This is a genomic window from Oerskovia merdavium (assembly GCF_014836755.1).
GTDB lineage: Bacteria > Actinomycetota > Actinomycetes > Actinomycetales > Cellulomonadaceae > Oerskovia > Oerskovia merdavium.
In genome coordinates this window covers 41,614-55,530 of the sequence record NZ_JACSQF010000019.1, presented here as the reverse complement: position 1 = coordinate 55,530, position 13,917 = coordinate 41,614, and the positions used below count along the sequence as shown (strand labels likewise).

The following is a 13,917-nucleotide window of genomic DNA, read 5'->3' as shown; positions in this document are numbered from 1 at the left end:
CGCACAAGAGCTCCGCACTCAGCGGTAGGGGCAGACAGTTCAGACCGTGGGGCTCCTATGTCGACCAGTACGGTCCTGTCGCTTGGACGGCCTGCGGCCGTTCCGACGCCCCGGGCCGCCCGTACCGGCGGCTTCCGGGGGAGGGACAGGGAAGAGATCGGGCAGCGGTGACGGCAGCCGGGACGCGAGCTCGTCGTCGATCCTGGCCCCGCGAACGGCCTCGGACCACGACGGTTCGGCACGGCACCGGTCGGCGATCTGCTGGTGCAGGTCGGCGCGGTGGTTCAGGACGTCCTCGACGGCGCCCGTGCTGACCCGGTCGAGGAAAGCGCCCTCGTCGTCGCTCTCGACGCCCAGCGAGATCAGGGCGTCGAGCAGCGGCAGGGGGTCGAGGTCGTGCAGGAGCCGCTGGGCGACCTCCTCGTAGTCGTCGAGGCGGCGGTCTGCCTCGAGCCGCCCAGCGCGCCCGCCTCGGTCGAGGAGGGACCATTCTCGATAGCGGAGCGCGATCCGGTGCGCGGACCTCGCGTCGAGGGGCGCTCTGGGGGGATCGGCCTCGTCGGGTCCGACCGCAGGGTCGTCGTCGGGCACGCTGCTCTGGTAGTGCTTCACCCGGACACCTTCTCGGTCGAGTGCGGAGTTCCTGTGCGACACGCCCAGCGTGCCTCGCAGGCACTCCGCTCCCGCGGGCCAGGCAGGTCAGACCGTGATGACGACCTTGCCGCGCACGTGCCCGGTCCGGCTCGCCTCGTGGGCCTTCGCGGCGTCGGCCAGGTCGTAGACCTCGGCGACGTCGACTGTGAGCTGTCCGGCGTCCGCGAGGCGGGCCAGCTCGGTCAGCCCCTCGACGTCGGGGCGGACCCAGACGTAGTGCCCGCCGAGCTCGTCGCGGGCTGCGGCGTCGACGACCGAGGCGACCGTGCCGCCCTCGCGCAGGACGTCGGGCGTGGTGGCCAGCGCCTCGCCGCCGATGTAGTCGAGGACGACGTCCACGCCGTCGGGCGCGAGGGCGCGCACACGCTCGGCCAGGCCCTCGCCGTACGTCACGGGCTCGGCGCCCAGGGAGCGCAGGTACTCGTGGTTGCGCTCGGACGCGGTGCCGATAACGCGCGCCCCGCGCGCCACCGCGATCTGGACGGCCATCGACCCGACGCCGCCCGCGGCCGCGTGCACGAGAACGGTCTGACCGCTCGTCACCCCGGCGCGGTCGATCGTCTGCAGGGCCGTGAGCCCGGCGAGCGGCGCGCCGGCCGCCTGCTCCCACGTCCAGGACGAGGGCTTGCGGGCCAGCGTGCGGACCGGGGCCGCGACGAGCTCGGCCGTGGTGCCTCCGGAGACCACGTCCTTGCGGACGTAGCCGAAGACCTCGTCACCGACCGAGAGCTCGGGCGTGTCCAGCCCGACGCGCTCGACCACGCCCGCGACGTCCCAGCCCGGCACCACGGGGAACGTGGCGTCCATGATCGCGTCGAGGTAGCCCTCGCGGACCTTCCAGTCCACGGGGTTCACGCTCGTGGCCCTGACCCGGACCAGGACGGTGTCCGGTCCGACCTTGGGCGTGGGGAGCTCGCTGAGCTCGAGGACGTCGGCTCCGCCGTAGCGGGAGTAGGTGATGGCTCGCATGCAGGCGGCAACGGGCGGCGGCGCCGAGGCATTCCCCGGCCACCACCGCCCGTCGCGTCCCGGTCGGTCAGCCCTCGATCGTGCTCGGGTCCATGTACATGACCTCCCACAGGTGACCGTCGAGGTCGGAGAAGCTGCGCGAGTACATGAATCCCTCGTCCTGCGGCGGGTTGGTCTGCGCGCCGCCCGCGGCGAGCGCACGGTCCGCCAGGTCGTCCACGCCCGTGCGGGACTCGGCGCTGATCGCGTTGATCGCCTCGGTCGCGCCCTGCGCGTCGACGATCGACTTGGGCGTGAAGCGGCGGAAGAACTCGTGGGTCAGGAGCATCACGTAGATCGTGTCGCTGATGACCACGCACGACGCGTTCTCGTCGGTGAACTGCTCGTTGATCGAGAACCCGAGCTGCGTGTAGAACGCCTTGGACTTCTCGAGGTCTGACACGGGCAGGTTGACGAAGATCTGGGTTCCGGCCATGTCGTTCTCCTTCGGACGTGCCGCCGGGGTGCAGCTCCGGTCGGCGAGGACAGGGTGTCGTCGGTGTAGACCGGGCATCCCCGGAGAACTCATCGGCCCGTCCGGCCCGTCCGGCCCGTCCGGCCCGTCCGGCCCGGCGCGCCCGTCAGACCAGCACCTCACCGTCCCGGGCGACGACCTGGCCGGCGGCCACGACGAGCGCACGGGCCGGGGCGCGGACCACGGCGTCCTGGGTGTTCTCGGCGTCGACCAGCACCACGTCGGCCCGCGACCCGACGACCAGGTCGTGGACGTCGTGGCCCACGAAGAAGCCTGCGTCGCTCGTCGCGAGCCGGGCCGCGCGGACCAGGTCCTCGTCGTAGCGGAAGCGTGCGAGCTGGGCCAGGCGCGTCGTGAGCGCGAGCAGGTCGCCCGTCCCGTAGGGCGCCCACAGGTCACGGATGCCGTCGGTGCCCAGGCCCACGCGCACGCCGTGCTCGCGCAGCAGGTCGAGGGGGAGCGGGGTCGCGCCGATCGGTGCGACCGTCGTCATGCTGATGCCCGCGTCGCCCATGGCCTCGACCAGGTCGGCCATGCGGGTCGCGGGCAGCTGCCCGACCGCGAAGCCGTGCGCCACGTTGACCTTGCCCTGGAGTCCGGCGCGGACCGTGCGCTCGATCATGAGCTCGATCTGGAACGCGCCCAGCTCGCCGCCGTCGTGCAGGTGGACGTCGACCCCGACGCCGCGCCGCTCGGCGATCTCGAAAAGCCCGTCGAGCTGGGTCACGGGGTCACGGTCGATCGAGGCGGGGTCGAGCCCGCCGATGTGCTCGGCCCCCGCGGCGGCCGCGGCGTCGAGCAGCTCGAGCACGCCGGGCCGGCGCAGGACGCCGTCCTGGGGGAACGCGACGATCTCTGCGTCGACCGCGCCGCCCAGCACGAACAGCGACTCGCGGACCACGTCGATGCCGCGCAGCCCGAGGCCCAGGTCGACGTCGACGTGGGTGCGGATCGCGGTCGTGCCGTGGCGCAGGAACTCGCGCAGGACCGCGACCGTGACGTCGACTCCGGGGATGCCGAGCTCGTCGCGGTGCTCGCGCTCGTGCGCGATGCGCCCCTGCGTGGTGGCCTCGCCGCCGTAGCTGACCCAGGGCTTGCCCCACCAGCTCTTGTCGACGTGCGCGTGCGCGTTGACGAACCCGGGCAGGGCGAGGAGGCCGCGCCCGTCGACCTCGCCCGGGGCGGGAGTCCCGCTGCCCGACGCCGCCGCGCCGGCCGGGACGTGGGGCGTCACCTGGGTGATGCGTCCGTCCGCGACGTGGAGGTCGACGGCCTCGCCGCCCCAGGGCCGGACGTTGCGCAGCACCGACACCGTGGACGGGGGCGTGGTGGAGAACGGGGGCATGAGAGGTCCTTCCTCGGGTGGTGCTCGGCGGTCCGCGGGCCGTCTCAACCCCCTGGAACGGCCTGCGCTCAAACGGTATACCATTTCCGGGTCGCCGTGAGTGGCGTCATTTCGCGGGAGGATGGACCCATGAGCGTTGAGCAGCGGTTCGAGCCCGAGGCCGACCGTGTCGCCCGGATCGTGCGCGAGCAGATCATCGACGGCGAGCGGGCCCCGGGGGACAAGCTCGTCGAGCGCGACCTCGCGACCGAGCTCGGCGTGAGCCGCGTCCCCGTGCGCGACGCGCTCAAGACGCTCATCGCCGAAGGGCTCGTGACCCCGCGTCCCCGCACCTGGGCGGTCGTACGCACCTTCACGGAGGCCGACGTCGAGGACCTCATCGAGGTCCGCTCCGCGATCGAGACCCTGACGTTCCGCCTCGCGGCCGAGCGCAGGACCCCCGATCGGCTCGTCGAGCTCGAGGCCACGCTCGACCGCGAGGAGCAGGCGGCGCGCGACCACGACGCGACGGCCGCGCACCGGGCCGGAGCCGACTTCCACGAGCTCGTCGCCGCGACCGCCGCGAGCCCCCTGCTCGACGAGATCGGCGCGATCACCGCGAGCCGGCTGCGCTGGTTGCTCGGGCAGCACGTCGACCTCCAGGAGATGGTCGACGAGCACCGGGGCCTCCTGGCCGCGATCCGCGCGGGCGACGGGCAGGAGGCGGCGAGGCTCGCCGTCGGGCACCTGCGGACCAGCCGCGACGCGGCGCGCGCCCGCCTCGCCCAGCAGGGCGAGACCGCGCGGGACTGAGGACTCAGCCCTCCCGGCGCACGTCCTCGGGCGACTTGTCCGGGCGCCAGCCGCGCCAGACCGCGTGCCGCAGCTTGCCGTCGCCCTCGGGCGCGCTCGTCCAGTCCGCGTAGTCGACCTCGCCGACCAGGTGCGGCGTGACCCAGCGGGCGTCCGAGGCGTCCGCGGCCGGGACGTCGAGGGCCGGGTTCGTGACCCGCTCGATCCGACCGAGCCGCGTCACGAGGTCGCGCCGGTCCTTCTCGGTGAAGCCCGACCCGACGCGGCCCACGTAGCGCAGGCCCTGGTCGTCGGGCACCGCGAGCAGCAGCGAGCCCACGAGGTGCGACCGGTCCCCGTGCCCCGGACGCCAGCCGATCACCACGACCTCCTGGGTGTGCGAGTGCTTGACCTTGATCCAGCTCCGCGAGCGCCGCCCTGCCGTGTAGGTGCTCGTGCGCCGCTTGGCGACCACACCCTCGAGCCCGAGCTGCCTGCTCGTCGCGACGGCCCCCGCGAGGTCGCCGTCGAACGCGGGCGGCACGTGCACGGTCCCCGACCCGTCGACCAGGTCCTCGAGGATCTCGCGCCGCTCGTCGTACGTGCGCCGGACGAGCGAGCGCCCATCGACGGACAGGACGTCGAACAGCATGAGCTCGACCCCGACCTTGGCGCGGGCCGCCGCGACGTCACCCGCCTTGGTGAGGTTCGCGCGCTGCTGCAGGCGGCGGAAGCTCGGCCGCCCGCGCGCGTCGAGCGCCACGATCTCGCCGTCCAGGACCACGGGCAGGTCCGCGGCAGGGACGCGGGCCGCGAGGTCCTGGAGCTCGGGGTAGGTCAGGGTCATGTCCTTGCCGCTGCGGCTCACGAGGCGGACCGAGGCGTCGTCGGCCGTGCCCGTGACCTGCGCGATCACGCGGAACCCGTCCCACTTCATCTCGTAGGCCCAGTCGTCGGGGTCGCCCTCGGCGGTCAGCGTCTCGACCGTCCCGGCGGTCGCGAGCATGGGGCGCGGCAGCGCGACCCCGACGGGCTCGTCGTCGGTCTCGGACGGGCGCTGCCCGGACGCCCTGCTGCGAGGCCTCGCGTGGCCCGTGGGACGGGCCTCGTCGCGCGGGGCCATGAGGTGGATGAGCCAGTTGTTCTCCTCGGCTCTGCCCGCACTGCCCGACGAGCTGCGCTCCTGATGACCTCCCGTGTGGATGAGCGCGAGCCTCCGCGTCCCGTGCTGTTCGCCGTGCAGCGTGACGATGACCTCCTCGTCGTCGCGCCACTTCTCGAGCTCGTACGTGCCGGCGTCCCAGATGCTCACCTCGCCCCCGCCGTACTCGCCCGCGGGGATGGTCCCCTCGAACGAGCCGTAGGCGAGCGGGTGGTCCTCGGTCTGGACCGCGAGATGGTTCTGCCGGGTGTCGGTCGGTTCGCCGCGGGGCAGGGCCCAGCTCACGAGCACGCCGTCGTGCTCGAGGCGGAAGTCCCAGTGCAGGCGTCGCGCGTGGTGCTCCTGGATGACGAACGAGTTCCCTCGACTCGGCGCAGGGGCCTCGTCGGGGACGGGCTCGGGGGTCTTCGAGGCGTCGCGCTTGGCGCGGTAGGTCTCGAGGCGGTCGCGCCGGGGAGCGGCGTCGGCCTCGTCGCCCTGCTCGCCGTCGGGCCCTGTGTCCTGCCCGCCCGACGACGTCGCGCCCTTGCGCGCGAACGTCGCCATGCGCTCGGGCGTGGGTTCGAGCGAGGCCAGGTGGCCCGCGGTGAGCGCCGCGAGCGGGTCGCCGACCGTCCGCACGCGCTCCACGACCTCGTCCTTGTCGAGGTGCGCGAGGTCGGGGTCGTCGAGCTCTTCCCACGTACGCGGAGCGGCGACCGTGGGGTGGGTGCGGCCGCGCAGCGAGTAGGGCGCGATGGTGGTCTTGTTGCCGTTGTTCTGGCTCCAGTCGACGAGCACCTTCCCGCCGCGCAGCGACTTCTTCATGTCGCTCACGACGAGGTCGGGGTGCTCGGCCTCGAGGTAGCGGGCGAGCTCGTGCGCGACCGCGCTGACCTCGTCGGTGGTCTGGTGCCCGTCGAGGGCTGCGTACAGGTGGATGCCCTTGGAGCCGCTCGTCACGGGCAGGGGGTTCAGGCCCATGCCACGCAGCACCTCGCGGGCCAGGCGGGCGACCTCAGCGCACTCGGGCAGCCCCGCGCCCTCACCGGGGTCGAGGTCGAGGACCAGGCGGTCCGGGTTCTTCTGGACCCCGGTCCGGCCGAACTGCCACTGCGGCACGTGGATCTCCAGGGCGGCGATCTGCCCGAGCCACGTGAGCGTCGCGAGGTCGTTGACGAGCGGGTACGCGTTGGTGCTGTGCTTGTGCTGGATCGTGCGGCGCCGCACCCACGTGGGGGTGCCCGCGTCGAGGTTCTTCTGGAAGAACACGGGCCCCTCGACGCCGTTGGGCCAGCGCTTGCGGGTCGCCGGCCGGTTCGAGGCGTGGGGGAGCAGGACGCCGGCGACCGCAGCGAGGTAGGCCAGGACCTCGCCCTTGGTCGTGCCCGTGGCCGGGTACAGGACCTTGTCCAGGTTGGTGAGCTTGAGGCGGTGACCGCCGACGCTCACGGTCTGCGCCGTCGTCGAGGAGGCCATGGGTCCATGGTTGCCCGGGGCGGGTGGTTGCGCTCGGTGGGTGGTGTGCCAGGCGGATGCCGGACCCCACCATCGGTATACCGTTGCGCCGGTCCCGGAACTGGTGGCCCTCGGTGCGGCGGCCGGACCTCCGTCGACATCGAGCTCCCCGACGGCCCGGGAACCGAGTGGCTCATGGACGAGGGACCGGTCGCGGCGACCCTGGTGGAGTACGACCGCGTGAACCGGACCGGGCTGGCCGTCATCACGCTCGTGATCGTCGTCCCCTTGGCGGCGTTCGCCACCGACGGACCGTGGAGGGTGCTCCTGATCTGTGGGGCGGTGGTGGGCGGGATCGGCTACGCGGCTCTGGGCCCCAGCATCCGGCTCGACCTCCGCGACGGGCACCTCCTGCGTCGATTCATGACCCGTCGAACGGATCTCGACCTGGTGGGCGTGACCGAGGTGGACGTCTTCTGGATCCCCTACGGCCCGCCTCAGCTGGTCGTCCGGTCCCCGGCCGGGCGGGTCCAGCTGGCCGTGGACGAGGCGTCGAGCGCCTTTCGCCGAGAGCTCGGTCGCCAGCTGCGGGCCGCGGGCAGACGGGACCGTTGCTCCGGCGCGGCGAGCGAGCATCTCTATCTCACGGGCTCGTGACGCACGGCGTCTCAGTGGCACGGGGCCGGAGCGGGGTAGGCCGGCCCCTGCTCGTCGTCGTACCCACCGGCAGCCGCCCGGGCGAGCGCGCGATTGACGGGCACGGGGGACTCGGCGAGCATGTGACGCGCACCACTTCTCGGCCGCCTCAGCGGTGGCGACCGGCCGCCGCGCGGCCGGTCCTCCCTGTCTCGACCGCCCTGCCGACACCTCAGGAGATGCCATGACAGTGTTCGACCTCACCGGGCGCCGGGCCCTCGTCACGGGCGGGGCCCAGGGCCTCGGCGAAGGGATGGCCCGCGCTCTCGCGGCGGCGGGCGCGACCGTCGTGGTCGCGGACCTGCAGGACAGCGGAGCGCAGGTCGCGGCCGGACTGCCGTCCGAGCACGGGCAGGAGCACGCGTTCACCCGGCTCGACGTCACCGTGGAGCCGGACTGGGAGCGGGCGATCGCCGCGACGATCGACGCCGTGGGTGGGCTCGACGTCCTGGTCAACAACGCGGGCATCGAGATCTCGGGGCTGCTCACCGAGGTCGATCCCGACGACGTCCGGCGGATGCTGGAGGTGAACGTCCTCGGGACCACGCTCGGGATCAAGCACGGCCTGCGGGCGATGCGCCCCGGTGGGCCCGCTGGTTCCGGGGGTGCGATCGTGAACGTCTCCTCGGTCGCGGCCACGATCGCCTTCCCCGGCATCTCCGTCTACTCGGCCACCAAGTCCGCGGTCGACCGCCTGACGCGCGTCGCCGCCATGGAGAGCGGAAAGCTCGGCTACGGCGTCCGGGTCAACTGCGTCTACCCGGGCCTCGTGCCGACCGCGATGGGTGCGGGGCTCGCGAACGACATGGCAACCCTGGGGCTGTACGGCTCGGCCCAGGAGGCGGTCGGTGCCGTGGTCGACCTGACTCCCTCCGGGCGCCTGGGGACGGTCGAGGACATGGCCGACGCCGTCGTGTTCCTCGCATCGGACGCGGCGCGGTTCGTCAACGGTGCGGGGCTCCCGGTCGACGGCGGGATGGGGATGTGAGGGGCGCGGGGGTCGACGACCCTTCGTGAGTGCCGAGCGGCCGTCGTCGATCGGCCCGGCCGACGACGGCCGCTCCGCTCCCGCCACCTAGACCTCGAACGTGCAGTTGTGCAATCTTTGCAGTCGTGCATATAGTGCAGTAATGCACAACCCTCCGACGTCCCTCCGCGAACGCAAGCGCGCCGAGACCTGGCTCACGATCCATCAGGCGGCCGCCGCGCTGGTCCGTGAGAAGGGGCTCCAGCACGCGACCGTCGAGGAGATCGCCGCCACGGCAGGCGTCTCGCAGCGGACGTTCTTCAACTACTTCGCGACCAAGGAGGAGGCGATCCTGGGGCTCGTGCCCCCGCGCGTCTCCGACGAGGCGCTCGCCGCCTTCCGCGCGGAGACCGAGGGTCCCGCGTTCGAGCGGGTCGTGCGGTTCCTGCTCTCGATCCTGCGGTCCACGCTGCACCCCGGCGTGCCGTTCGCCGAGCGCAAGGCGCTCGTGCGGGAGCACCCCGAGCTGCGTCGGCACGCCATGGGCTACGTCTCCCAGGTCGAGTCGCTCGTCAACGACCTGCTGTCCGACCGGGCCGAGGACGGGACGGGGTTCAGCGAGCTCGCGTCGCTGGGCCTGCCCGACAGCCCCGACACCGCCCGAGCGCTCCTCATGCTCGCCGGCACCATCATGCGCTTCGCGTACTCGCGCGACCCCGGAGCCGCCCTGAGCGACGCCGACGCCGAAGCCGAGATCAGCGAAGCGATCACCATCTTCCGAGAGGTCTTCGAGGCCACGCTATGACCCACCCCACCCCGGCCGGCGGCACGCCGGCACCCACCCGGCGCGCGGCCCCCACCGCGCCCGGACAGGCCACGTCCGCGGCGGCCCCAGCACCGAAGGACCGCAAGATCGTCCTGCTGTTCATGGGCCTCATGGTCACCATGCTGCTCGCGTCGCTCAACCAGACCGTCCTGTCCAGTGCTCTGCCCACCATCGTGGGCGAGCTCAACGGCGTCGAGCACATGAGCTGGGTCATCACGGCCTTCATCCTCGCCTCGACCATCACCATGCCGATCTACGGCAAGATCTCGGACGTCCTGGGCCGCAAGCCCCTGCTGCTCACCGCGATCCTGCTGTTCATGGCGGGCTCCGTGATCGGCGCCGTCGCAGGCGACATGAACCTGCTCATCGTGGGCCGCACGGTCCAGGGCCTGGGCGGCGGTGGGCTCATGATCCTGTCGCAGGCCGCGATCGCCGACGTCATCCCCGCGCGGGAGCGCGGCAAGTACATGGGCATCATGGGCGCGGTCTTCGCGGTCTCCTCGGTCGCGGGACCGTTGCTGGGCGGCTGGTTCACCGAGGGGCCCGGCTGGCGCTGGGTCTTCTGGATCAACATCCCCCTGGGCATCCTCGCCGCGCTCGCAGCGATCTTCCTGCTGCACCTGCCCGCCAAGCAGCGAGGCGCAGAGCGCGTGCGCCACGACTACCTCGGCATGGCCCTCATGGCCGTGGCCACCACGGCGATCGTGCTGGTCGGGACCTGGGGCGGCTCGCAGTACGCGTGGGGCTCGGCGACGATCCTCGGGCTCATCGCGCTGGCGGTCGTGGCCGCCGTGGCGTTCGTGCTCGTCGAGAAGCGTGCCGACGAGCCGATCATCCCGCTGCACCTGTTCGCTGACCGCAATTTCACGGTCACGACCATCGCGGCGCTCGCGACCGGTATCGCGATGTTCGGCGCGATCGGCTACATGCCGACGTACCTCCAGATGGCGACCGGCGCGAGCGCGACCGTCGCAGGCCTGCTCATGATCCCCATGATGGGATCGCTGCTCGTCACCTCGGTCATCACGGGCCAGATGGTCTCGCGGACCGGGAGGTACAAGGTCCTCCCGATCGTCGGTTCGCTGATCCTGGGCGTGGGCCTGGCCCTGCTCTCGACCGTCAAGGCCGACACCCCGACCCCGATGATCTGCGTGTTCCTCGGGGTGATCGGGATCGGGCTGGGCAGCAGCATGCAGATCCTCACGCTGATCGTGCAGAACTCGTTCCCCCTGCGCGAGGTCGGCACCGCGACCGCGGCCAACAACTACTTCCGTCAGGTCGGTGCCACGCTGGGCTCGGCCGTGGTCGGCAGCGTCTTCATCTCGCGCCTGACCACGCTCATCGCGGAGAAGTTCCCGCAGGGCACGGGCTCGGCGGGAGGGACGGGCTCGCTCACCCCGGACCTGGTCCAGTCCCTGCCCGACGGTGTGCGCGCCCTCGTGATCGAGTCCTACAACGAGGCGCTCGTGCCGCTCTTCCTCTACATGGTGCCGCTCGCGCTCATCGCCGCGATCGCCCTGTGCTTCATCCACGAGAAGCCGCTCGCGACCTCGGTCGAGCACGAGATCGCCGCGGAGTCCCTGGCCGAGGGCCAGCTCCTGGTGACCGACGAGGACGAGGCGAGCGACGCCGTCGGGCCCTTCGAGGACGCGACCAGCGGACCGCAGCCCCGCCAGCGGTAGACCCCACCGCAAGCGCAGGGACCTCCGGCCGCGGCCGGAGGTCCCTGCACTTCGTGGTCTGAGGACCTCAGGTGGTCACGCTGCCCGCGGCTGCCGCCACGGGGCTCGGGGCGGGACGGTCCTTGGCGAGCTCCTGGTAGGACTTGTGGTCGGTGAACAGCTCGTCGCGCAGCGGGTTGCGCCGCCTGGTCACGATGACCTTGGCCTGGTAGACCGCGACCGCGACGTTCGCGAGGAGCGAGACGAGGCTCACGACGAACAGCGCCGTCGGGTTGTGCGACGAGTCGACCGCGAACGCCGAGTCGGAGACGAACGTCGGCACTGCCATCGTGAACATCATCCAGAACGCGAGCGTGTGAGCGCGGTGCTGGAGCCAGGCACCCTTGCGCAGGAAGAACGCCGGGATGGTGCAGCTGATGAGCAGCGCGGCGCCCGCGTAGAACGCGTGGTCACCCACGCAGTTGTAGACGTACGCGAAGTTCCACAGGTCGTACGCGATGATCCAGAACCACATCATGTCGGGCCAGACCATGTCCTTGAAACGGTCGCGCGTGATGTAGATGCCGGCCCAGCCGCAGATCGTCAGCAGGTTCAGGATCCCCGCGACGCCGTTCATGATGTTCCACGAGCCGCCGACCATGAAGACGCCGTCGACCATGCCGTGCATGCCGTAGACCTGGAAGTCGCGGATCACGGCCTCGAGGATGTTGAGGCCCAGGATCGCGGGCGGGAACAGCAACGCGTACTTCATGGCCGCGATGCGCGGGTTGTAGCGGATGAGCATGAAGCCGATGCACCCGGCCAGGGCCGAGTACACCTTGACCCAGTGGAACCAGGTGCCGGTCGAGGAACCGGCGCCCGCGGTGTGCGGCCACACGAAGATCGTCAGCAGGACCGGCAGGACGATGAAGATCCCGATCGCGGCGGTCTTGGACCAGCGGACCAGCTCGTTGAGGCCGACGAGGGCCGCGAGCACCACGAACCACATGACGGCGGCTTGCCAGGGGATGGAGTCGAACAGGAACACGTCGCTCCCTTTCTCAGGACGGCGGGACGGCAGGTGTCGTCCCGGCGGGTGGGGGAGGTGCGCCAGGTGGACGGGCGCGGACCCCGGCGCACCGGTGTGGTCCGTGCTGTCGCGTCACTCGGAATCGGCCCGCGCCCCCTCGAGGTGCAGCGCCTGCCGCACGATCGTCACGAGCACCGCGTCGTCGACCTCGGGGCAGTTCCGGGCCAGGCCCACGAGGCCGTAGACCAGGACGTAGAACGTCTCGGGCACGTGCTCGATGCGGACCTGGTGCCGGGCCGCGTAGGCCTCGACCGTGGTGGCCTCGACGCATTCGACGACCGCGCGCACTGCGCGGTCGAGGAACCGGTTGTACAGCCCTGTGTGCTCGGCGCGCTGCAGGTCGTCGCGCAGCGGGTCGACCGAGCGCAGGTGGGTGCGGAACATCGCGACGCAGTCGACGAGCGCCTTGTCGATGTTGCCCGGCTCGCGGGCTGCGTCCCAGGCGTGCACGGCCTCGACGAACTCGGCGACGTACCCCTCGAGGACCGCGTCGACGAGCGCGTCCTTGTCGGGGAAGTAGTAGTAGACGAGCCCCCGGGCCACGCCCGCCCGCTCGGCGACGTCCTTGGTCGAGGTGTGGGCGATGCCCTGCTCGGCGAACAGCTCGCGGGCCGCGAGGACGATCTCCTCGGCCCGCACCTCGGGCGCCGAACGGCGTCGTCTGGGCTTCGTGGCGTCGGTCATCTGGGGCTCCTTCTCGAGCTGATGAGACCGACGCTAGGACCGCTATTGACACAGCGTCAACAGTGTTCCGGCAGGTCAGGACGTAGGTCCCGGAGAACCGGGCCGTTGGGCCTGCGGACGCGCGGCGCCACGGGTCGTGCGCCCCGCCAGGACGTGAGACGCCCCGGGGGCGAGGGCGGACGCGGTCCCTCCGGGGGTGCGCGGTGTGCGACGGTAGATGGTCGGTGTCAGCACGAGCAGCGAGGAACTCATGAGCGGTGAACCCCAGGTCGGGGCAGAGCTACGGGCCCTGCGGGAGCACTTCACGCGGCTGATGATGACGTACCGGTTCGGCATGGACGAGGTGATGACCAAGATCACCATCCTGCGCGACGAGTTCGCGTACGCCCACGAGTACAACCCGATCGAGCACGTGTCCTCGCGCCTCAAGTCGCCCGAGTCGCTGCTCGCCAAGGCGCGGCGCAAGGGCGTCGACCTGACGATCGACGCGCTGCGTGCGGAGATCTTCGACATCGCGGGCGTGCGCGTCACGTGCAGCTTCGTGTCCGACATCTACAAGGTGCGCGACATGATCGCGGCGCAGCAGGACCTCGTGGTGCTCGAGGAGCGCGACTACATCTCCCACCCCAAGGGCAACGGGTACAAGAGCCTGCACCTGATCGTCGAGGTGCCCGTGTTCCTGTCCGACCGGGTGCAGCCCGTGGTCGTCGAGATCCAGATCCGGACCATCGCCATGGACTTCTGGGCCAGCCTCGAGCACAAGATCTACTACAAGTACGACAAGGCCGTCCCGCAGCGCCTCCTCGACGAGCTCAAGGAGGCCTCGCTCGCGGCCTCGGAGCTCGACGAGAAGATGGAGCGCCTGCACGACGAGGTGCTCCAGCACTCGCGCGACACCGCGACCGAGCACGCCGAGGGACAGAGCGCGAGCCCGTTCGCTCCCTCGTGGGAGCTGCTCGACTCGTACCTGCGGGGCAAGCCGGGGGATGCCTCGTCCTGATCGGAACGGAGTCTCGTCCGAGTTCTGCGCCTGTTCGTCGCGCATGCTCGGGGCAGGGCGGCACCCGTGGAACCCGCCAGCCGACAACCCTGTTGTTCGGGAAATGCTCTTGTTCACTCGTCGGGTGAACGGCTATATTTT

At 71.4% G+C, this 13,917-nt stretch carries 13 protein-coding genes; 6 read left to right on the top strand and 7 right to left on the bottom strand.

The genetic code is table 11. From position 1 onward, the window contains the following. Positions 1 to 39: 39 nt before the first annotated feature. From H9641_RS16285 to H9641_RS16270, 4 genes are all read right to left on the bottom strand, one after another. Positions 40 to 612, bottom strand: a complete 573-nt coding sequence (locus tag H9641_RS16285) for a hypothetical protein (protein ID WP_191805480.1) — start codon at positions 610 to 612, stop codon at positions 40 to 42. Between the two features lie 87 nt (positions 613 to 699). Continuing rightward, on the bottom strand, positions 700 to 1,623 hold the full coding sequence (locus H9641_RS16280; RefSeq protein ID WP_191805479.1) for an NADP-dependent oxidoreductase: 924 nt from the start codon (positions 1,621 to 1,623) through the stop codon (positions 700 to 702). Positions 1,624 to 1,690: 67 nt separating this feature from the next. After that, the gene (locus H9641_RS16275; protein ID WP_191805478.1) at positions 1,691 to 2,098 is read right to left on the bottom strand and encodes a VOC family protein; all 408 of its coding nucleotides are present in this window, start codon (positions 2,096 to 2,098) and stop codon (positions 1,691 to 1,693) included. 145 nt (positions 2,099 to 2,243) lie between these two features. Beyond that, the gene (locus tag H9641_RS16270; protein WP_191805477.1) at positions 2,244 to 3,482 is read right to left on the bottom strand and encodes an amidohydrolase; all 1,239 of its coding nucleotides are present in this window, start codon (positions 3,480 to 3,482) and stop codon (positions 2,244 to 2,246) included. Between the two features lie 129 nt (positions 3,483 to 3,611). Between H9641_RS16270 and H9641_RS16265 the strand changes: the two genes are divergently transcribed. Continuing rightward, positions 3,612 to 4,274, top strand: coding sequence for a GntR family transcriptional regulator (locus tag H9641_RS16265; RefSeq protein ID WP_191805476.1), 663 nt, complete (start codon positions 3,612 to 3,614; stop codon positions 4,272 to 4,274). A 4-nt stretch (positions 4,275 to 4,278) separates the two neighbouring features. Here H9641_RS16265 and H9641_RS16260 read toward each other — a convergent pair whose 3' ends face one another. Beyond that, a complete protein-coding gene (locus tag H9641_RS16260) occupies positions 4,279 to 6,873 on the bottom strand; it encodes an ATP-dependent DNA ligase (RefSeq protein WP_191805475.1) in 2,595 nt (864 codons plus the stop codon). 174 nt (positions 6,874 to 7,047) lie between these two features. On the opposite strand from H9641_RS16260, the gene H9641_RS16255 reads away from it, so the two are divergent. From H9641_RS16255 to H9641_RS16240, 4 genes are all read left to right on the top strand, one after another. Beyond that, entirely contained in the window at positions 7,048 to 7,509 is a 462-nt protein-coding gene (locus tag H9641_RS16255; RefSeq protein WP_191805474.1) for a hypothetical protein, read from the top strand. Positions 7,510 to 7,732: 223 nt separating this feature from the next. Further along, positions 7,733 to 8,536: an SDR family NAD(P)-dependent oxidoreductase gene (locus H9641_RS16250; RefSeq protein WP_191805473.1), complete on the top strand. Its 804-nt coding sequence runs from the start codon at positions 7,733 to 7,735 to the stop codon at positions 8,534 to 8,536. Positions 8,537 to 8,678: 142 nt separating this feature from the next. Next, positions 8,679 to 9,320, top strand: a complete 642-nt coding sequence (locus H9641_RS20325) for a TetR/AcrR family transcriptional regulator (protein WP_225220594.1) — start codon at positions 8,679 to 8,681, stop codon at positions 9,318 to 9,320. After that, on the top strand, positions 9,317 to 11,023 hold the full coding sequence (locus H9641_RS16240) for an MDR family MFS transporter (RefSeq protein WP_191805472.1): 1,707 nt from the start codon (positions 9,317 to 9,319) through the stop codon (positions 11,021 to 11,023). The genes H9641_RS20325 and H9641_RS16240 overlap by 4 nt, the downstream gene beginning before the upstream one ends. Positions 11,024 to 11,090: 67 nt before the next feature. Here the strand turns inward: H9641_RS16240 and H9641_RS16235 are convergent, their stop codons facing one another. Further along, positions 11,091 to 12,050 (bottom strand): DUF5692 family protein, encoded by a 960-nt coding sequence (locus H9641_RS16235; protein WP_191805471.1) that lies wholly within the window; start codon positions 12,048 to 12,050, stop codon positions 11,091 to 11,093. Positions 12,051 to 12,164: 114 nt separating this feature from the next. Beyond that, positions 12,165 to 12,776, bottom strand: coding sequence for a TetR/AcrR family transcriptional regulator (locus H9641_RS16230; protein ID WP_191805470.1), 612 nt, complete (start codon positions 12,774 to 12,776; stop codon positions 12,165 to 12,167). A 250-nt stretch (positions 12,777 to 13,026) separates the two neighbouring features. Here H9641_RS16230 and H9641_RS16225 point away from each other — a divergent pair, with 250 nt between their 5' ends. Beyond that, a complete protein-coding gene (locus H9641_RS16225; RefSeq protein ID WP_191805469.1) occupies positions 13,027 to 13,776 on the top strand; it encodes a GTP pyrophosphokinase in 750 nt (249 codons plus the stop codon). The last annotated feature ends 141 nt before the right edge of the window (positions 13,777 to 13,917 follow it).